A 19,917-nucleotide genomic window follows, 5' to 3' on the forward strand; every position below is an offset into this window, starting at 1 on the left:
TGGCTCCGTCAGAGCGACGCGCCGCGCTCGTTGGCCACTTTCGCCACTTTCGCCACTTTCGCAACCGGCACGCTCTGCAGCGTGGGGTTGGTCACCGTCTGATACTCCGGCACCCAGCGACGCAGATCGCGCCGCACTTCGTCATCCGCGAGCACGCGATGCTGCATGAGCCACGGCAACAACTCGTCGATGAAGTTTTCTGGCACACCTCGCGCCTGCGCGATCCGCAGTTTGGGATGCGGCGTGCGCGTGGTGGTTTCGTCGTCGGCGAGTAGTTCCTCGTAAAGCTTCTCGCCCGGCCGCAAGCCGGTGAACACGATGCGAATCTGTTCTTCGCTGTAACCGTAGAGCCGGATCAGATCGCGCGCCAGATCGACGATCTTCACGGGCTGACCCATATCCAGAATAAAAATCTCGCCGCCACGTCCCATGCTCGACGCCTGCAACACGAGTTGCGCGGCTTCGGGAATGGTCATGAAGAAGCGCGTGATTTCCGGATGCGTCACCGTGACCGGGCCGCCCTTCGCAATCTGCTGCTGGAACTTGGGGATCACGCTGCCCGCGCTGCCGAGCACATTGCCGAAGCGCACCGTCTCGAACTGCGTGTGCGGCGCGGCCTGCTGCAAGGCCTGACACGCCATCTCGGCGAGCCGCTTGCTGGCGCCCATCACGTTGGTCGGGTTGACGGCCTTGTCGGTGGAAATCAAAACGAAGTGGCGCACGTCATGGCGAATCGCCGCGCGCGCGACGCGCAGCGTGCCGAGCACGTTATTGCGCACGGCTTGCCAGGCGTTCTGCTCTTCCATCAGCGGCACGTGCTTGTAGGCGGCCGCATGAAACACGATATGCGGCGCAAAGCGCGCCATGGTCTGATCGAGCAGCAGCGAATCCTTGGCGTCGCCGACGACCGGAATCACCGAGCAATCCGTGAATTTCTCGTGCAACTCCTCGATCAGGCGATACATCGCGTATTCGCTCAGATCGTAGGCGACGAGTTGCGCCGGCGAGAAACGCAGAATCTGCCGGCAGAGTTCCGAGCCGATGGAACCGCCCGCGCCCGTTACCATCACCACACGACCGTGCAGCAACTGTTCGACGTGCGGCATGTCGATTTTGACGGGCTCGCGGCCGAGCAAATCCTCGAGATCGATCTGCCGCACGCGCGACAGGAAACCGCCCTCGCCTTGCGTCAATTGACTGAGCGCGGGCAGCACCATGACCTTCACGCCCGCGCGCACGCATAGCGTGGCGACGCGGCGCTGCTCTTCCGCCGATGCCGAGGGAATCGCGATGATGGCGTAATCGGTCTTGTATTGCTCCGCGACCTGCTGCAAATCGCCGAAACTGCCGAGCACCTTGTGGCCGAGCACTTCGCGGCCTTGCTTCGAGCGGTCGTCATCGAGCAGGCCGACCAGACGCCATTCGCTCGAACGCGCAAGTTCACGCGCCAGCATGGCGCCGGCAGTGCCTGCGCCGAGCACGATCACAGGCTTGCCCTGCCCGACGAGCCCGCCATAGAGATAGAACTCCTTGGTCGCACGATAGAGCGCGCGCGCGCCGCCCATTGCGAGAAACAGCAACAGCGGCTCGACGATCAGCACCGAGCGAGGAATGACCGGCGTTGGTTGCGCCATGACCGCGCCGATCATGACGACGAGCGCGCCGACGGCGACCGACTTCGAGATGCGCATCAGATCGGGCAGACTCGCGAACACCCACATGCCGCGATAGAGGCCGAAGACGCGGAACATGACGCCGTAGACAGGCAGCACCCAGATGAGCGCCATGAATGCGCCGTGTTGAAACTCGGGCGGCACGGCGCCGTTGAAGCGGATCATGTAGGCGACGAGCCATGTCGCGGCAACCGCGCACAGATCGAACGCGAAGGCTCCGGCGGAAAGCCAAGGAGCTTTGTATCGAATCATCCGCGTGTACCTCTAGGTTGTCCGGAGTGAAGCGCTTGATGACGGCGCCAGCAAACATCGACGACTGAGCCTGCCGCCACGACAACGACCACCCATACTGCGACCGCCAGCCACTGGCTCGCGGGAGACCACGCGAGCGCCGAGATGGCGAGCACGACGCCCGCGAGCATCAGCAAATACCACGCAAACGCCGTCCGCGCGTGGCCGGCGCCGGCTTGAACCATGCGTTGATAGTAATGCTCCCGGTGTGCCTGCCAAAACCTTTCTCCGCGCGCGAGACGCTTGAGCAGCGTCACCGACGCGTCGCCGATGAACGGCGAAAACACCAGCGCCGGAAACCAAACGGGCCACGTGCCCTTGAGCCAGCCCCAATATCCGAGTGCTCCAGCCAAGAATCCTAAGGGAATCGACCCCGAATCTCCCAGAAAAATCCTAGCCGGATGAAAATTGAATAGCAAGAAGCCTGCTGCGGCGCCGGCGAGCGCCGCGCTCGCAACGCCTAGATCGATCTGCGGCACGGGCCCGGAGAGCGCCGCGACGGCGTAACCGCCGAAACCGAATAGCGCCATGCCGCCTGCGAGGCCGTCGGAGCCGTCCATGAAGTTGTAGAGATTGACGAGCCAGACCATGAGGAAGCCGACGGCAACCAGCGCCCACCAAGGCACCGGCGCGGGATTCAGCGCGATGAGCAGTGCAACGGCGGCCACGTGTGCGCCGAAGCGCACGCGGGCAGGCAAGCCGCGACGATCGTCGATTTGCGATACCGCCGCGAGCACCACGGTCAAGAGCGCGGCAAGCCACAGCGTGGGCGTAGCGACCAGCATGGCGATGACGGCAACAGGAACGATTCCCCATCCGCCGATACGCGGCGTCGGACGGCTATGAAGCGAACGTTCGTTCGGAATATCGGTGGCGAGACGCCAGGCCAAGCCCGTGCGAAGCAAGGCTGAGAGGATCGCGGCGCATGCTGCGAGCGACCCCGCTGCGACTAAAGCAGCGGCAATCCATGGAGAACTGACGACAAAGGGTGACAGCGGCTGGGTCATTTCCCGGAAGTTGCAAGGTGAGGTTCTTTCGACTGTGACAAATCATGCCCTCTTCGACGCGGCGCGCGTGTTACCGGGGCTTATCCGTTGTTACCGGACGTTAACTCGACATAATTAGCTCGGAATTATGTTTTCCGCAGACGATACGCGCGATACCAGTCCGCCGTTGCGGCGAGGCCTTCGTCGAGCGTGTACGGCGGGCGCCAGCCTAGCACATCGCGGATGTGAGTCGAGTCGATCTGGAGGCTGCCGGTCAGGCGAGCGACTTGAGGAGATTTGCCGGTAAGTTTGCCTGCCAGTTTCAAGGCGCCGACCGGCACGGAGACCAGCCGCGCGGGCTTATGCAGATGATGCCCTAGACGCCGGGCGAGGTCTGCGACACCGGGATCTTCGCCATCCGTGATATGGAATAGCTGATTCGCGGCGCGCGGATGCATGGCGCAGGTGACGAGCGCATCGGCGAGATTCATCACGTAGCAAAGGCTTCTGCGTGCTTCCACCGCGCCGATGGGCAACGGCATGCCCTTGGCGATCGCGTCCATCAGACTCAGGAAATTGGCGCGCACATCGGGGCCATAGACCAGCGGCGGACGCGCGATCACGATTTCCAGCCCGGTGCGCGCGCCGAACTCCTTCAGCCTGATCTCCGCTTCGAGCTTGGAGACGCCGTATGGATCGGGTGGATGCGGCGTATCGGTTTCCTTTAGCGGACGGCCATCGTCCAGTTCGGCGAGCGCCTTGATGCTGCTCACGAAGACGAAGCGCCGCGCGCCTGCGCGATGTGCCGCGTCGGCGACGCTGAGGGTGCCATCGACGTTGATTGCGCGAAAGGCGGCGAGCGGGTCGGTGGCCGCGTCGCTCATGACGTGGACGCGCGCGGCGAGATGAATCACCGACGCGCACTTTTCGAAGGATGCGGGCGTGATTGCATCGAGCGAGCCGATGTGCACGGGCGTGACGCCCGGCTCGACCGCTGCACCCTCGCGCACGATGCCTACAGGCTCTTTGCCCGCATCGAGCAGCAAGCGCGACACGGCCCGCCCGACGAACCCGTTTGCTCCGGTCACGCCGATGCGCTCGCTCATAGCCATTTCCAGCCGAAGCGGTTGAAGAACCTGCACGCCGATGTGACGAAGAGCTTGATGTGTTTGAAGCCCTTGCGCGCCGCGTCGCCGCCATGATGCAGCACGCGTACCGAGGGCACGTAGGCCACGCGGGCAATTTCGTGGGTACGCAGGCTCAGGTCGTAGTCTTCGAAATAGAGGAAATAGCGCGGGTCGAAGCCGCCGAGTTTTTTGAGAACCTCGGTGCGGAATAGCATGAAGCAGCCGCTGACGATGGGCGGGTCCCAAAGGATGTTTTCGTCGTTGATGACGTCGCGCATTTCGTAACGGGCCAGGCGCTTTTCAAAGGGCGCGCGAAGGCGTGCTGGGAGAAAGCCGCGCACGAAAAGATCGAGGACGGTTGGGAAGCGGCGGCAAAGGAATTGTTGATGGCCGGTGTCGTCGATGATCATCGGAGAGACGAGACCCGCCTCCGGGTGAGCTTCCAGGAACGCGAGCGCGCGTACGAGCGCTTCGGGGTCCAGCTCGATGTCGGGGTTCAGTATCAGGTGGTAGCGGCTCGTTGCGCGCTCGATCGCGAGGTTGTGGCCGCGACCGTAGCCGACGTTCCCCTGGCCTTCGATGATGGTTGTCGACAGGTCGACGTGGCGGATGAGGTCGGCGAGGTCGATGCCTTCGTCGGTTCCGTTGTTGATGAGGTATAGGGGCGCGGACGTGCCACTCGTGACGGACAAGCGATGCAGTGCGGTATCGAGCGTGCGCAGCGTACGTTCGAGAAGTTCGCGGTGCGGTCGGTAGACGACGACGGATGCGGTGATCAAATCGGCCGAGCTTGCGTTATCGGAGTGGAAGTTCAACTGCGTCCTTGGTGACAGAACTTTATATTCATGGCGGCCTGCCGGCTGTCGGAAGACGACATTTTCGCCGAAATGCGCTGAAAGCAGGAAGTGTTTCGAGAGACGGCCGGTATCCGCAACACTGTACGTGTGAGACACGAATGCCGGAAACGTCCACTCTTTCCGGCCAAGGTTTGCTCGCTTCTTTCAAATGGCGTCTCGAACGCCAGTTCCGCGTCAGGGCGACCGCGAGCTTCGTTCGCAAGAACCGGATCACATCCATCGATGTCGAAAAAGTACGCCGCGCCATATGTTCACGCTTACCGCTAAGCCATGGGCTCCGCTTGAAAGCCCTTTCCCCGACCGCGAGGCCAGGCGACCAATGCCCGGATGAAGAGGATGAACGCCGCAGAACCTGCGCGATCGACGACGCCTTCCGATGTCGCCGCCGAGGATGTTAGGATCGGGCGCTTGTTTATCTGTTGGGCCCGCACATGTCTTTGTTCTCGCCCTTGACTTCCGCCAAGGAAAGATCGAGCACCTTGCGATGTCTAATCGTATTGATTCTGGCGCCAGTCGTCCTCAAGGCGCCGCTGATCTTCGGAGCGCTCATCGCCGATCCGACGCTGATCTATGCGGCGTTGCAAACGATGCTGCATCCGGGCCCATTAAAAGGTTATCCGCCTTACCCGACGATCGATCCGAATATCGGCTACACGAGCCATGCACTCGGACGACTCGGTACGATGGAACTGTTGAGTGGCAAGCTTCCTTGGTGGAACCATTTCGAAGGCGTCGGCGCGCCGCTTGCGGGAGAGATGCAAGGCGCCGTTTTTTTCCCTCTGACATGGTTACTCGTCTTCCGCGACGGCCAGTTATACGCGCATTTGCTGCTGCAGATAATTGCAGGCCTCTCAACGTGGGCACTGCTGCGCCGCTTGGGATCTTCGCGGCTGGCCGCAACCGCCGCATCAATCGCGTTCGAGTTCAACGGCACATTCGCCTGGCTTGGCAACGCCGTGATCAATCCCATCCCGTTCCTTCCGCTCACCCTGTTCGGCATTGAAGTTTTGCGAAGCCGGGTCGCGAAAACGCGCTCTGGGGGATGGGCAGCGCTCTCCATTGGGCTTGCGGCATCGCTGTATGCAGGATTTCCCGAGGTTGCCTATCTTGATGGGCTGCTGATCTTGGTATGGACCTTGGTTCGAACTGCGTCGCTTCCCGATAGCCGTCGCGTTACGTTTCTTGTGCGAGTTTGCATTGGCGGCATGGCAGCTTTAGCGATCGCGGCGCCCGTGCTCGTGCCGTTTTTCGACTATCTTCCACTCGCCCATACCGGCGGACACGACGCTGGAGATGGATTCGCTTCGGCTCACATCAAGCCGGCGTTCACGCTCGGGCTCCTCTCGCCCTATGCGTTCGGCAATATTTTCTCCGACAAGGCATTCGTTGAATTCTGGGGCAATGTGGGAGGATATGGCGGATACGCGCTGTTCATGCTTGCCATGATTGGCGTCAAGGGCACGACGCATCGCGGCTTGAGATTTGCGCTTGCCGCCTGGGCAGCGATATGCCTAGCCATGACCTACGGCGTACCAGGGTTCAATCTGCTCGTTCACGTAGTTCCGGGACTGAAACTCGCCGCATTCTACCGATACCTGCCGCCATCTTGGGAGTTCTGCCTAGGCGTTCTTGCAGCCTTTGCGCTCGACGACATCAGGCGTGAAGCACTTGTCTCCCGGACACGTGCTGCATCCATTTTCATGGCGGTCCTGTGTGCAGCATTCGTTGTACTCATGCTGCATGACGGGTTGATGCCGGACGGACGCGTGTCGCATATTGCGTGGATCGTCACGCTTCTCTTGTTCGGCTTGACGACGCAATGCGCGTGGTTCACTACAGCCGCAGAGCGGCGCGCACGAATGCTAGCCGGTATGCTGATTTTCGAGGCGTTCCTCTATTTTCTAGTACCCGTGCTTAGCAATCCGTCTCGCGGTCGCTTTGACCTCGAAGGCGTGCATTTCCTCCAGGCAAATCTTGGGCTGCGCCGATTCACAACCCTCGGTCCGGTCCAGCCCAACTACGGCTCCTTCTTCCAAATCGCGCAGGTCAATCATAACGACCTGCCAATCCCAAAAGCCTGGACAGATTACGTAACGGCACATCTGGATCCTAACGCGCCCCCCATTTTATTCACCGGCGTCAGCCGCGCGGATTTGAATGGGCCCTCGGCGCCGGAGAGTCTGGTGGCACACTTAGACGCTTATCGCCGAATTGGGACCCGCTATGTCGTTGCACCGCCGAATGCCCTCGATTCGCCCGCGTTTGCCTCGTTGCAGCGGTACATTGCAACACCGTCAGGCCCACGCCTCACGCCGGTTTTTGAAAGCGCCGGCATGCAAATCTTTGAGATCGCCGATCCGGCACCGTTCGTTGCCGCACCGGGATGCTCCCTTATGGTCGAAAGCCGCGACAGCATGCAAGCCACTTGCGATAGACCCTCGCTACTCACCCGCCTCGAACTAGACATGACCGGCTGGGCGGTGACGGTCAACGACCAGCCAACAGCGATCGAACGTACCAGCGAAATTTTTCAAAGCGTCAGACTGGCTAAAGGCCACTCGATCGTCAGGTTTTCTTTCAAGCCACCGTTCATCGAATGGGCGTATGTCGCGTTTGTCATCGGGTGGCTGCTTGTCGGGACAAGTTTCTTTCGACGTTTCGGAGCGCGTTCCGAGCCGCGTGAGGTCTCGCACGGCTCACAACGCTAAAATACCAATGCAAAGAACTCTTCAATGCTCCCGTTACCTTTTGGCAGTCGACTTGCAATAACCTGGATATTCGATTCCCATGCGTCATCTTGCAACGCTTCGCCTCGCGGTCGTGGTCCCATGTTTTAACGAAGCAGCGACCATTGCCAAGGTTGTCAATGATTTCCGCACGAGCCTGCCCGAAGCGAGGATAGTCGCATTCGACAACAACTCAACCGACGGCACGGCAGCGGCGGCAAGGAAAGCGGGCGCCGAGGTCATTAGCGTCCCGCTGCAGGGCAAAGGCAACGTGGTGCGTCGCATGTTCGCGGACATCGAAGCCGACATCTACGTCATGGTCGATGGCGACGCCACCTATGACGCATCAGCCGCGCCTGGGCTCGTTGATGCTCTGATCGAGAACCGACTCGATATGGTGGTCGGGTCGCGTCTGAGCAACGAGCAGACGGCTTATCGCCTGGGGCATCGCCTGGGCAATGTGCTTTTGACGAAATGTGCCGCGAAAATCTTCGGCAGGACCTTTAAGGACATGCTATCGGGTTACCGCATTTTCTCGCGCCGATTCGCAAAATCATTCCCCGGACATTCCTCGGGCTTCGAGATTGAAACCGAACTGGCCGTGCATGCCTTGGGCATGCGCATGCCAGTGGCGGAAATAGAGACGAATTACTATTCGCGGCCCGAAGGATCAGTCAGTAAGCTGAACACCTATCGCGATGGGTTCCGCATTCTGCTCATGATTTTTAGGCTGTTCAAGTCGGAGCGACCCTTTGCCTTTTTTGCGGCCGGATTTGTCGTCTGCTTTCTCCTCTCGGTCGGCTTAGCGCTTCCGGTATTCGAGACTTTTGTCGAAACGGGACTCGTCCCGCGGCTGCCGACGGTAGTCTTGAGTAGCGGTCTGATGCTAACAGGCGCAATTCTGCTCATCTGTGGCATCGTTCTCGATACTGTCACGCAAGGTCGCAATGAACTCAAGCGGGTAGCGTATCTCGCCGTCCCTGCGTTGGATTCAAGGCGCGACTGATATGCCGCGACAGTTCCTAAGGTTCGCCGTAGCAGGCGGCATTGGCTTTTTTGTGGATTCTGGAGTGCTTTATCTAGCGCTCGCACTTGGAGCTGGACCCCGTGTTGGTCGCATCATTTCGTTTCTGTGTGCCGCATTTGTGACCTGGCAGATCAATCGGCGAACGACTTTCGAGCGTGTCGAAGGCAAATCGGCTTTGCGCGAATGGTTCGATTACTTGCTGGCCATGTCGTTTGGCGGCGTGCTCAACTACGCGAGTTACATGCTCACGCTGCACGTCTTGCCGCCGCAAGCATTTGCGCCGCTTGCCGCAGTTGCGGTCGGATCGATCGTCGGCATGTCCGTCAATTTCGCGACAGCCAAATTGTGGGTCTATCGCAAGACCAAGTTCTGAACCCTTCATTACGATGATTGACCTACGTTTATTGTCCTGGATGATTGCCTTGCCCGGCCGAGCGACTTACCAAGCGAGATAAATGGACGCTCCAAGCCAGCGTACGTCAGACTTGCCATCGTGCACAAGATGAGTGCGCACAAGAACAACGCAAGCCAGTAGTGAACCGAGCTTTGTGTTGCCCAAGCCCTGAACGGTTCATGCCAAAACAACAAAGTCATCGGAAGTCCCTGCAGCAAATAGATGCCGTAACTGATATGACCCAGCCGCTCGGCTGATTTGAGCCGCAGCAGGCCAGCAAACGAAGCGCCATTAGCAATACAGAAGAAGGCAATGCCGACGAGTGCTATCTGCACAACGCCGGCGTGTGTTCGCGCGAAACTGAACAAGAGCGCGATAGCAGCAACAGCGATCAGAGAAAGAAGTCTGTCGGACCGCTGAGGCACCAGGCCTTCAAACTGCAGCGTCGCAGTCGCGATACCGCAAAAGAAAGCGGCGGGGAGGCACCAGAGCTCGGATTGCGTCGTGAGCATCAGCGCGAATGAAGCCGCCAGTCCTATAAGGGCGAACGTCAAACGCAAGCCTGCTTTGACAAACAATGCCATGACGATGAGGGAGAAATAGAACCACCACTCGTATTTGATGCTCCACGTAACGCCCATGAGGATGAACACCGTCCAAGGAAATGCATTGACGGGAGGCATGTCGTCACTCAATCCGAAAGCAAGCCAACGCGACATGTGTTCGATGAGCGCAAGCGGCGCTTCGTGAAGGTGCCAGCCCGTGCGCCAGAAAACGATCGCAATCATCGCGATCACGGCAAACGTGTAGAGCGGCACGATGCGGAAAAATCGACCGACATACAGTCCGCGCCAATTGGGTTGACCCGACGTCTTTAACAACCGCCCCCAGAAGAGATAGGCTGTGATCATGAAAAAGAACATGACTGCTACACCGCCTAACGGGCGGTAGAACAGGACGTCCGGCGCGACCCATCCGCCACCCGTGACATAGCTATGATTGATGATCCCGTGATAAAGCATGACAGAGATCGCGAGAAAGCCGCGCAACCCGTCAATGGTCGCTACACGGCGACCGCTCGTCTTCGTACCATCCACAAACTTGAAAATCGGCAATGAGAAAATCAGGCACAACGCTGTCAGTACGACCACAAAGGGAAGCAAGCTATAGAGAGACATCGGTTTGACTTTGGGCGATGTGAGACATACGGTAACCATGAAAACCGCCTCTCCGACCGCTGGAGGCTTAAAATGCATAAGCCTGAACAGCCCCGGAAGGCTCCGCTAGCGCGTCGAATAGCTGTGAGTCCACACTTTCGAGCATTCGGATGGTAACAAACTCGCACGACTTTCTTTTTTTTCTGCGTAAAGCTTCAGTGCGCAAATCATTCTTACCGTTCTGCCAATGCCCAAGAAACCACACGAGCCGACAGGCTCATCGCACCCGGAATGTTTGCCGGTCTCGCCGCACGAACGACGTGCCCGTTCTCGTCACTCAGGTGCAATCATTTGGTTCACCGGACTTTCGGGAGCCGGAAAATCGACCCTTTCGACGCATCTGGAACGGCGCTTGTTCGATGACGGCTACCAAGTTGTCGTCCTTGACGGCGATGACTTGCGGACCGATTTAAATGTTGACTTGGGATTTTCGAAAGAAGACCGATCCGAGAACGTACGGCGAGTAGGCGCCGTGGCGCGGTTCCTTGCCGAACGAGGTGCGGTTGTCATAGCGTCATTGATTTCGCCCTTCGAAGAGGATCGCGCCCGTGCGCGCGAAGCCACGCGCACGCCGTTTCGGCTCGTCTATATTTGCGCCAGTCTTGAGCTTTGCCGTCAGCGCGATCCCAAGGGGTATTATGCCGACGTCAACGCTGGCCGCGTAGCGCAGTTCACCGGTGTTAGCTCACCGTACGAGGTACCTGTCGCCCCCGATTTAATACTGGAGACGGGCCAACTGTCAGTTGCTGCCTGTGTCGATGAACTCATGCGACTGGTCACCGACACAGCACCTCTTATGCAACAGACACCGTCTGCTCCGTGATCATTTTTGGATAACAAACGATGTTTATACTCTTTGGCTCCCCTCGCTCCGGCACTACGCTTCTGAAGGAAAGCCTCAATCTCCATCCAGAGATTATTATTCCGTTTCAGACGACGTTTATTAGCGCGGTCGCCCACATCATGGGCTCCATGAGCGACTGGAGCAAATCGCGCGCGTTGGTGGCGCAGTTCATCACATCGACAGACGACTTTGCCTCCACACTCGCTCCGCATATCAGTGCAGAAGAAGTCTACTCGGCTTTGAACAGCGCGGCACCTACCGTCGCCGGTGTGCTCAATGCCATCTATTCAAAAATTGCAGAGAATAATGGAAAGAGCGTAGCGGGCGACAAGACACCGGACGACCTGCTCTCCATTCGCAAGTTAGAGGAAGTCGGTCTTCTCGGCTCCGACATTAAATTTCTTCATATCGTCCGCGACGTGCGGGGAATCATCTCCTCACTGCACAACGTGAGTTGGTCGCCGCCAGGCATCGAGGAATATTTCCCTCGCCTATGGAACTACACAAACCTGCATCTTCATCGCGCGATGGCGAGCAAGCCCAATTACCTTTTGGTGCGCTATGAAGATCTTGTGGCCAATCCGCGTGAAGCACTAACGCGCTGCACCGAACTGCTCGGCTTGCCCTTTGACGAACGGATGCTCGATCATGCCTCACGCGCTCCCGTCTTGCGACACGATCAAAGTCATCAGAACTTGTCGCTGCCTTTTCAGCCAGAGCGCGCCAATTCGTGGGAGAAGACGCTCAGCCCAGAGATCGTGCGGCACTGCCGCGACACGTCCGGTGAAGCAATGCGGGTTTTCGGCTATCTCTAACTGTCAACGCTGCACCATGGGCGAAAGCCGGCTGAATCAACCTTCGCGTCTTCGCCCATAGTGGTCTTCGAACCGGACGATATCGTCTTCGCCGAGGTAAGTTCCCGATTGAACTTCGATCATCGCGAGCGGAATTTTCCCCGGATTTTTTAAGCGATGGACTTGGCCTAGCGGGATATGAGTGGACTGATTCTCGGACAGTAAAAATGTCTCATCGCCACGCGTGACGAGCGCGGTGCCGCTCACTACGATCCAATGTTCTGCCCGATGGTGATGCATCTGCAATGACAATTCCGCGCCAGGATTGACGACAATACGCTTGACCTGAAATCGTGGGTCCGCATCGATTGAATCGTAGTAACCCCACGGGCGATGGACCTTGCGATGATGTGCGGCCTCTCGGCCATCATTCGCTTTAATACGCGCGACGATGTGCTTAACCCGCTGTACTTCGGAAGTCTTTGCAACCAGAATGGCGTCCGGCGTCTCAACAACAATCAGATTGTCTGTTCCCACGCACGCTATCAGTCGTCCTTCAGAATGCGCGAATGTATTGACTGCGCCTTCGAACAAGGCGCGGCCGCGGGCAACGTTGCCTTCATCGTCTTTTGGTGAAAGCGCCCAGACCGCGTCCCATGAACCTACATCGGACCAACCGGCATTCAAAGGCACTACTACGCCACGCGCCGGAGAGACTGGACCATTCAGATGCTCCATAACGGCGAAATCGATGGAGTCCGACGGGCTGCTCAGAAATGCATCGGCGTCAAGGCGCAAGAAGTCCTTGTCTTGGTGTGCTGCGTCCACTGATTTACAAGCCGCTTCTGCAATCCTAGGGGCGAACTGTGCGATCAATTTAAGCCATACCGATGCGCGTACGACGAAAATGCCGCTGTTCCAAAGATACTCGCCTGATCCGACGTAACGTTCAGCGGTTTCTAGATCCGGCTTCTCGAAGAACGCCTCCAGCCAGTAACAGCCGCTCTTGCCAACCTCAGTCGACGCCTTGATATAACCGTAGCCCGTATCGGGCCGCGTGGGGACGATACCGAATGTGACGACATTTCCGCCCTCAGCTTGCGACACTGCAACCGACACGGCTTCACAGAACGCCGACAAATCCGGTATGACATGATCCGCAGGCATCACAAGCATGATAGCGTCACCCCCGTCCTTGGTCAGTGAGCGAGCTGCGCTGGTCAGTGCCGGCGCTGTATTTCTGCCAGCTGGCTCAAGCATAATCCGGCTCCGCCGACCTGTGCGACGCAGTTGCTCGGCCGTTGTAAAGCGATGTTCCTCTCCGCAGACGACAACAAGCTCGCGCGCCATTGGATGAACAGATTCAAGCGCGTCCAGACGACGCGCTGTTGCCTGAAGGAGAGAATCGTCGCTAAACAGTCCGATTAACTGCTTCGGAAAGTGCTCGCGCGAGAGAGGCCAAAGGCGCGTGCCCGAACCGCCAGCCAAGATGACCGAGGTTATCGGCAGGCCGTTGTTGATACTTTCGGTATCGCCTTTAGAGGAAGTAGTGTGTGTCATCGCTATTATCCGTCGATACTCGAAGCCTAGACCGTTACCGCCGCGCGGAATGCAGTGGCGTTTCGTGCATTGGCGGCATATTCATAGAAGGCTCCACGAGTCGGGAACGCTGGCAAGATTGTCTGGAAAAAGGCCAAGAGTTCCGTGAACTGTTTGTTCCGCAAGAAGGTCAAGAACGCGCCCAAATCGTGTTCATTCAAGCCTGCCGAAAACAGTCGCGGCCCTGAGTCAAACAAGGCTTGCGCCGTAACAGCGGCGATTTCGACTCGTACTTTGGCGAGATCTTCTTTGATGGTGTTGCGCTCGTGAACTCGATAGACGATATGTTCCTGCTCGAGATCGAGATGAACAGAGCTGTGAGCAAAGGCGTACATCAGAAAGTCAAGATCGTGACAGTAGCGCAAAGGTTGAAAGCCGCCTGCCACGGTCCATAGCGACCTTGCGAACACCATGTTTGATGTTGTCGTAACGAAGTTCTCATTCATCAGCGCAAGCTGAGGCAGCTGCGTGTTGGCCAGAAACTGGCGGGCACGCGCAAGCCAGTCTATCGTGACGCCTGTCTTCAGGGACACACCGTCGTCATCCATAATGCCCACTGCGCCTGCGATCAGGCCCACACCAGGACTTTCGTTTATTACGCTTCGACAACGTGCAAGCTTGGTCGCGGCAAATGCATCGTCCGAATTAAGTACAGCGACATATTCACCACGGCTAATGCTAATTGCTCGATTCAACGTATTATGTGCGCCCGCGTTTTCCTGCTTATAAACGCGCGCGCAAGCCATTTTCGCTAGCGTGTGCTGAGCGATCTCAAACCCGTTGTCCGAAGAGCCATCGTCGATCAGAATGACCTCATCCGCTGGCGATGACTGAGAGATAACGCTTTCGAGAGCGGCTTCGATGTAACGTGCGTGATTGTATAGCGGCACCACAACCGAAATGGTTGGTGTCGTAGGGTTTGCGTTGACGCGTCGTGACTTGAAGATTGCCATGTTCCTTATTCGCAAAAAGACCGCCGGACGATAAGAACTATCTATTGAATGTCCGTATCAAAGAAGGGGAAATAGCGGGACTTATAGCGTAAATCCCGTGAGCGCTCTTTTACAAATCGCGCCGGGTTTCCCGCGACAATGGTGTAAGGCTCGACGTCACGCGTCACGACGGCTCCAGCGCCCACAACTGCACCCTCGCCAACTCTCACTCCCGGACATATGATCGCGCGGGCACCGATCCATGCATGATCCTCGATGACGACCGGCTTACAAAGGCATACGAAGTCTGGGTTTTGTGGATCATGCGTGAGAGTTTGGATCAACGTGTAGTGCGAAACGTTGACGTTATTGCCGATGGTCAGAGGCACGCGACCATCGAGGTATGTATAGCGGTTGATGACCGTGTTGTTGCCAATCGAGATATGGTAGCCCGTGACGAAGCATCCCATTGCAATGCTTGAGTTCGCCCCTAGCCGAACCTGGCAGAAGCGGCGCAAGAAGCTGTGGCGGATACCATATGGCATGTAGTTCATAAATAGATGATTGCCGAGGTAAAAGCACACTGCTGGCTTGAAACGCCACCGGATGAAGCGATAAAACGCTTTCAGGGCACCGGTCATAATTCATTTGCCTTTTCGGTCAGCCGTGCGCCCCATGCGCACCACATCTTCGATGATTTGCTCGTACTGTCGGACAATTGCCGAGAAGTTGAAGCGTTCGTAGATCTTTGCTCGTCCGGCGGCCCCCTTCGATTGCCATGTCTCCCGATTGCTTGCCATTTCGTTCATGGCCTGCGCTAGCTTTGAAGCGACGCCATATTCACGCGGACTATAGGCAAGTTCGTCGAGCAGCACAGAGTTGAGTTCGGTCGTGTCACCATACTCGTTTGGAATCAAAATGCCGATGTCATTGCCTTCTATGACTTCCGCCGACGCGCCGGTATTCGTCAAAATCATGGGTTTCCCATAAAACATAGCCTCGTTCATGGCGATGCTCCAACCTTCAATGAATGACGGAAGCAGGAAGGCGTCAGCGACGCGATGCACGTCTTCAACGTCGGAAAAATAGCCTGGCATGAGCATGTGCTTTTCAAGGCCATGCTCTACCAAGTAAAGCTTTAGCGCTTCAACGTGCGGCGGGTACACTACGTTCCCGACACATAGAATCTTGATGTCGTCGCGCTGCTTCAATAGATGTTTCATCGCGTCGGCCATCACGTAATGGCCTTTGTGCAAATTGTAAGACGCAATGTTGGCGAAAACGTAATCTGTTTCGGCCAACCCTAGTTCAGCGCGCGTAAGTTTGACGGGCTTTTGCTCACGTGCCTCATGCTCGGAAATGATGAGGCCGTTAGGCACGGTGATTACTTTGCTCGCCGTCACGCCTAGATTCTGCACCGCATAACAGGTTGCGTTCTGCGACACAGACACGTAACGATCGACGAATCGGTCATTCTCAGCAAATGATCGCGCTTGCTCGGTCGAGAAGAATGCATACACGTTATGGATAAACGTGATGTTTGGTATCTGGCGTTCGGCGAAAAGTGAATAGCCAACGTTGGAAAAATGCGACATCGAGACGTCGATGTAAAAATCATTCAACGTCTTCCGATATACATCGATTGCATTATTAGCCGGTAGACCGATTACACGCAGTCCTGCCTCCCTGGCAACGCTTCCCAAGTGGCCGACCTTCCCGGGTGTGACGATGGTGACATCGAAACGCGCCCGATCAAATGCCAGCGCCGAGTCAAGCACGACCTTTTCCAGGCCGCCCTTGTCGAACGACGCCAGTTCGATCAACACATTCAGCTTGCCGTTGTTCGGACGAACTGTCGATTTCCGAAAAAACGATAATAAGGATTGCAACATATCTGTGTATTTAATGGCGGGACCGTGCTCTAAGCTAGCACGTTAAACGCGTTAGCGCGCAGCGCACGCGGAGCCTCATCGAAATCCAAGGAATCGAGAAGTTCCCCGATCTTCGCCGCGACGCTTTCAACCGAATACTCGGACATCGCAACCGCAAAGCCGGCGTCCGCCAACCGGTTCCACAGGGCTTCATCCTCGTGAAGTCGAATAATTGCATCGGCAATCTCGTCGGCGCTTTCGCCCTCGAGGACATGTTCGCCGTCAACCAGCCCCATTCCCTCACTCGCGACCTTACTCAGGACACACGGCAAGCCATGCAAGAGGCTCGAAACGACCTTGCCCTTGATGCCCGCGCCAAAACGCAACGGCGCAACCGACAGGCGCGCACGATCGAGGACACCATCGAGGTTTTCGACGAAACCGACGATCTTCACATGCGATGCCGCGTCATCGAGCGCCTGAACTTCGGGCGTCACGTTGCTCCCGACGATATCGAGCTTCATGCCAGGCATACGCGCGATGACCTTCGGCCAGATTTCCTTAACAAGGAACGTCACCGCATCGACGTTAGGCCGATGCGCAAAACCACCGACGAACACAACACCTGAGCGTTGAGCGAAAGTCTTCGTCGAACGAGTAGGAAGGCGCGGAATCGGAATACGATGCACATTAGCCGAAGGCAATGTGCGCTTTACGATGTCATATTCGAGTCGGCTAACGACGATCGTTGCGTCCGACCGACTAATGGCACTGATCTCCTCTCGTCGCAACGAAAGTGCGAAATCGAGTGCTTCTGCGGAACGTTCATGGATAGCCGCACGTTCCTCGCGCAAATAGTGCAAATCCACAGTCCCGAAAATCACCTTCGCATGCGGAGCACCCGTCTTGAGCGGTTCGATCACATGCCGCGCTACGATGACGCGTTGCACAAGCACGGCTTCCGCCTGCGCAGCCTCGGTCATTACTAGACGGTTAAGCGATTCCAGTCCTCGCGCGTACTGCACGCGCACGCCCCAGCGCCGCAAAGCATCCGAATAACTTTCAACTGGATTCTCTTCGAACGCTGCAATGAAGCTAACCTCAAAGCCGAACTCCTGAAAGATACGCATGTACCAAAACACATCGGCAGAGCCTGAATCGCGATCTGGCTTCGGAACGAAAGCATCGATCAGAACAATCTTGGGTCGTCTTGCTAGTGACAGTTGACCGCCGTGGGCACCAGCTGATGCGAAGGTGGTTTCGAAACGCTCACGCAGCGCCCAGCGTTGATAAGCGTCGGCCCACTTGTCAACAGATTCCGCAGGATTAGCCGGATTGGCCGACAACGTTTTAAGCGCGACAAAGCGTGCAAACGGATGACAGTAAATGTGTTCGCTAAGCTCCGCGATGCGCAATGCTATGCTCGCGAGGCCTGCGGCGAACGGCATTTCAGCACCGAAATCGTGGGCGATCTGTTGCCACACTGGCGTCCTGATCGCGATGAAACCTGATCCTGCGCAAGACACGCGCATGACGGCGTTAATTTGCGGCGCGTCGGTAGACAGCCCTACCCCATTCGGCGACAAGCGGGCGTCCGCCTCGATCGACGAACCCGCACTTTCCACTACGCCATGCTCGTCGATAATGAGCGCAGCGAACGCAGCGGCATCGCGAAAGCGAGCAAAACCTTGCACGATCGCTTCAAGCCAACCTGCTTCGGCAGCGAGGCGGTCGGACAACAAGACCACATAGTCCCCCTCCGGTGTACCGATGACGTCACGCAGAGCTGCAAGCGAAGTATCGGCTTCTGCACTTTGTCGACTTTCCACGCCAAAATGAGCAGCTTGCTCGAACACCTCAGCGCCGACGACAAGCACACGAATCGAAATCTCGGAGCTGTGCTCGCGCAGCCCGGCGAGGCAGCGATGCAACGCCTCTTCGCTCTCTTGACGAACGACCACAATCGTTACACGGGGATTTGCCTGACGCGCAAACGGCCGCAACGAGGGCCATGTCCCGCTTTGCGTTGCATCTTGAATTGGTGCAACCGAGGCTAGCGTGTCAGTCGTCTCATTAGACCTTACGACCGGTGCGGGTGACGGCACAGTCGCATTTGGAGCCATCCGCGACGCTTGTTGTGCGGCATTGCGGCGCATTGCGTGCAGGCGCCGCATCGCAAAACGAAGCGGCTTCGTGACGAACCACGACGTCGAATTGTATATTGCCGTGATCTGTGCCTTGAGCGCTTCGTTCTCATTGCGCAGGACGGCTTCGATTTGAATGTATGCCCGGCTTTCTCGAAACCCGTGCTGCATGTCCTCGAGAACTACCCGGGACTGCCTGATTTGTTCGCCCATCATGCCAAGGGCGGCCATAATGTCACGGTCACGTGCCAGCATGGCGTGGCTCTTCTGCTGCGTTGCGAGCTCTTCGTTCACACGAATGATTTCACGATTCAACCGGACGGTTTCTTTGGTCAGCTTTCCTATTTCAGAGTCGCGTTTGACGATCTCTTCATTCAGCCGCACCGTCTCGACTGTCAGATCCCCCAGCTTCGAATCGCGCTCGGCCCCCGCTTCATTAAGCCGGACGATTTCGCCCGTAAGTGAGCCAAGTTTAACGTCGCGGTCAATCACGGCTTTCGTCAGTCGGACGGTTTCGGCGGTGAGTCGGCCGATCTCATCCCCACGTGCAAGGGTTTCGGTTGTGAGGCGTGTGATTTCTACCGCCTGGGCACCGATCTGCTGGTTGCGTGCATCGTCGTAGCGGGCAAACGAGAGGCTGCCCTCCAAGACATTATCGTCAGGAGTCGGCAGCGGACCGTCGGAGGCCAACGCGATGAAGTACACGGGATCGACAATACCGCTCGTCGCGCGAAATTCGTTCGGTGACACTTCTGACCAGTAGGTCACGTCCTTCGCGCCGGAACGACCCTCCAAGAAAAGCAGCGAGCCGGCGGTCGGCTTCTGTTCGTAAAGGACGAAGTTTTTAAAACCGCTCGTGAGCCATTCGACGAACTCGTTGCGGTCCAGCTCGCGCACGTGAAATTCGTTTGGCGGCGCCCCGGGAGGCGAGTAGACCGGTCGATTTGGCGTAGAGATAATCATCAGGCCGTTGGGGCGCAGAACGCGTCGCGCCTCGGCCATGAAAGCCTCATGTTCGGTGAAGTGCTCGAGTGTTTCGAACGAATTCAATATGTCTACCGACGCGTCCGGCAAGGGAATGGCCGTAGCACTGCCGTGCTCAAAGCGAAGATTCCTCTGTGCGTCGTAACGGCTGCGCGCATTCCGGACCGCCTGCTCATCGATATCTACTCCAACGACCTGCTTCGCCGATTGGGCCAGGACGGCCGAGCCATAGCCCTCGCCGGAAGCAATGTCGAGCACATCCTTGCCTTCGCACAGCGGCGCCGAGAACAGGTATCTGTGGAAATGCTCGTACTGTATAGGGCCACCTACCCCAGGAAGATAACGCTCGCCAGTGAACTCATGGCCGTTCCCTGCACTTTTGAATTTGAATGTGCGTGTCGTGCTTGTCATATGTGATGATCTTCCTACTCGGCCAACCATGAAAAAAGTC

15 protein-coding genes are annotated in these 19,917 nt (G+C 57.4%); 5 read left to right on the top strand and 10 right to left on the bottom strand.

The window, feature by feature from the left end; genetic code table 11:
• Positions 1-8 precede the first annotated feature (8 nt).
• From LDZ28_RS10485 to LDZ28_RS10500, 4 genes are all read right to left on the bottom strand, one after another.
• Positions 9-1,925 carry a nucleoside-diphosphate sugar epimerase/dehydratase gene (locus LDZ28_RS10485; protein ID WP_244826062.1) on the bottom strand — a complete coding sequence of 639 codons (1,917 nt, stop codon included), beginning with the start codon at positions 1,923-1,925 and terminating at the stop codon, positions 9-11.
• A complete protein-coding gene (locus LDZ28_RS10490) occupies positions 1,922-2,971 on the bottom strand; it encodes a glycosyltransferase family 4 protein (RefSeq protein ID WP_244826063.1) in 1,050 nt (349 codons plus the stop codon). The genes LDZ28_RS10485 and LDZ28_RS10490 overlap by 4 nt, the downstream gene beginning before the upstream one ends.
• 125 nt (positions 2,972-3,096) lie before the next feature.
• A complete protein-coding gene (locus LDZ28_RS10495; protein WP_244826064.1) occupies positions 3,097-4,056 on the bottom strand; it encodes an SDR family oxidoreductase in 960 nt (319 codons plus the stop codon).
• The gene (locus LDZ28_RS10500) at positions 4,053-4,892 is read right to left on the bottom strand and encodes a glycosyltransferase family 2 protein (RefSeq protein ID WP_244826065.1); all 840 of its coding nucleotides are present in this window, start codon (positions 4,890-4,892) and stop codon (positions 4,053-4,055) included. The genes LDZ28_RS10495 and LDZ28_RS10500 overlap by 4 nt, the downstream gene beginning before the upstream one ends.
• Positions 4,893-5,365: 473 nt before the next feature.
• Between LDZ28_RS10500 and LDZ28_RS10505 the strand changes: the two genes are divergently transcribed.
• From LDZ28_RS10505 to LDZ28_RS10515, 3 genes are all read left to right on the top strand, one after another.
• Positions 5,366-7,642, top strand: coding sequence for a YfhO family protein (locus LDZ28_RS10505; RefSeq protein ID WP_244826066.1), 2,277 nt, complete (start codon positions 5,366-5,368; stop codon positions 7,640-7,642).
• 79 nt (positions 7,643-7,721) lie between these two features.
• Positions 7,722-8,666, top strand: a complete 945-nt coding sequence (locus LDZ28_RS10510; RefSeq protein ID WP_244826067.1) for a glycosyltransferase family 2 protein — start codon at positions 7,722-7,724, stop codon at positions 8,664-8,666.
• A gap of 1 nt (position 8,667) precedes the next feature.
• Entirely contained in the window at positions 8,668-9,060 is a 393-nt protein-coding gene (locus LDZ28_RS10515; protein ID WP_244826068.1) for a GtrA family protein, read from the top strand.
• Between the two features lie 8 nt (positions 9,061-9,068).
• On the opposite strand, the gene LDZ28_RS10520 is transcribed toward LDZ28_RS10515, so the two are convergent.
• Positions 9,069-10,259, bottom strand: a complete 1,191-nt coding sequence (locus tag LDZ28_RS10520) for an acyltransferase (RefSeq protein ID WP_244826070.1) — start codon at positions 10,257-10,259, stop codon at positions 9,069-9,071.
• A gap of 226 nt (positions 10,260-10,485) precedes the next feature.
• Between LDZ28_RS10520 and cysC the strand changes: the two genes are divergently transcribed.
• Positions 10,486-11,121 carry an adenylyl-sulfate kinase gene (gene cysC, locus LDZ28_RS10525; protein ID WP_244826072.1) on the top strand — a complete coding sequence of 212 codons (636 nt, stop codon included), beginning with the start codon at positions 10,486-10,488 and terminating at the stop codon, positions 11,119-11,121.
• A gap of 20 nt (positions 11,122-11,141) precedes the next feature.
• Complete coding sequence (locus LDZ28_RS10530; RefSeq protein ID WP_244826074.1) at positions 11,142-11,957, top strand: sulfotransferase; 816 nt, start codon at positions 11,142-11,144, stop codon at positions 11,955-11,957.
• A 36-nt stretch (positions 11,958-11,993) separates the two neighbouring features.
• On the opposite strand, the gene LDZ28_RS10535 is transcribed toward LDZ28_RS10530, so the two are convergent.
• From LDZ28_RS10535 to LDZ28_RS10555, 5 genes are all read right to left on the bottom strand, one after another.
• Positions 11,994-13,496: a mannose-1-phosphate guanylyltransferase/mannose-6-phosphate isomerase gene (locus LDZ28_RS10535; protein ID WP_244826075.1), complete on the bottom strand. Its 1,503-nt coding sequence runs from the start codon at positions 13,494-13,496 to the stop codon at positions 11,994-11,996.
• A gap of 26 nt (positions 13,497-13,522) precedes the next feature.
• Positions 13,523-14,488: a glycosyltransferase family A protein gene (locus LDZ28_RS10540; protein WP_244826076.1), complete on the bottom strand. Its 966-nt coding sequence runs from the start codon at positions 14,486-14,488 to the stop codon at positions 13,523-13,525.
• A 41-nt stretch (positions 14,489-14,529) separates the two neighbouring features.
• The gene (locus LDZ28_RS10545; protein ID WP_244826078.1) at positions 14,530-15,108 is read right to left on the bottom strand and encodes a DapH/DapD/GlmU-related protein; all 579 of its coding nucleotides are present in this window, start codon (positions 15,106-15,108) and stop codon (positions 14,530-14,532) included.
• A gap of 3 nt (positions 15,109-15,111) precedes the next feature.
• On the bottom strand, positions 15,112-16,293 hold the full coding sequence (locus tag LDZ28_RS10550; RefSeq protein ID WP_244826080.1) for a glycosyltransferase family 4 protein: 1,182 nt from the start codon (positions 16,291-16,293) through the stop codon (positions 15,112-15,114).
• Between the two features lie 95 nt (positions 16,294-16,388).
• Complete coding sequence (locus tag LDZ28_RS10555; RefSeq protein ID WP_244826082.1) at positions 16,389-19,877, bottom strand: methyltransferase domain-containing protein; 3,489 nt, start codon at positions 19,875-19,877, stop codon at positions 16,389-16,391.
• Between the last annotated feature and the right edge of the window lie 40 nt (positions 19,878-19,917).

The organism is Caballeronia sp. TF1N1 (assembly GCF_022878925.1).
Taxonomy (GTDB): Bacteria; Pseudomonadota; Gammaproteobacteria; order Burkholderiales; family Burkholderiaceae; genus Caballeronia.

Coding starts and splice junctions, on each gene's coding strand:
- LDZ28_RS10495 (WP_244826064.1), bottom strand. CDS start 4,056: ATGAGCGAGCGCATCGGCGTGACCGGAGCAAACGGGTTCGTCGGGCGG.
- LDZ28_RS10540 (WP_244826076.1), bottom strand. CDS start 14,488: ATGGCAATCTTCAAGTCACGACGCGTCAACGCAAACCCTACGACACCA.
- LDZ28_RS10555 (WP_244826082.1), bottom strand. CDS start 19,877: ATGACAAGCACGACACGCACATTCAAATTCAAAAGTGCAGGGAACGGC.
- LDZ28_RS10485 (WP_244826062.1), bottom strand. CDS start 1,925: ATGATTCGATACAAAGCTCCTTGGCTTTCCGCCGGAGCCTTCGCGTTC.
- LDZ28_RS10505 (WP_244826066.1), top strand. CDS start 5,366: ATGTCTTTGTTCTCGCCCTTGACTTCCGCCAAGGAAAGATCGAGCACC.
- LDZ28_RS10545 (WP_244826078.1), bottom strand. CDS start 15,108: ATGACCGGTGCCCTGAAAGCGTTTTATCGCTTCATCCGGTGGCGTTTC.
- LDZ28_RS10490 (WP_244826063.1), bottom strand. CDS start 2,971: ATGACCCAGCCGCTGTCACCCTTTGTCGTCAGTTCTCCATGGATTGCC.
- LDZ28_RS10530 (WP_244826074.1), top strand. CDS start 11,142: ATGTTTATACTCTTTGGCTCCCCTCGCTCCGGCACTACGCTTCTGAAG.
- LDZ28_RS10520 (WP_244826070.1), bottom strand. CDS start 10,259: ATGTCTCTCTATAGCTTGCTTCCCTTTGTGGTCGTACTGACAGCGTTG.
- cysC (WP_244826072.1), top strand. CDS start 10,486: ATGCCCAAGAAACCACACGAGCCGACAGGCTCATCGCACCCGGAATGT.
- LDZ28_RS10510 (WP_244826067.1), top strand. CDS start 7,722: ATGCGTCATCTTGCAACGCTTCGCCTCGCGGTCGTGGTCCCATGTTTT.
- LDZ28_RS10515 (WP_244826068.1), top strand. CDS start 8,668: ATGCCGCGACAGTTCCTAAGGTTCGCCGTAGCAGGCGGCATTGGCTTT.
- LDZ28_RS10535 (WP_244826075.1), bottom strand. CDS start 13,496: ATGACACACACTACTTCCTCTAAAGGCGATACCGAAAGTATCAACAAC.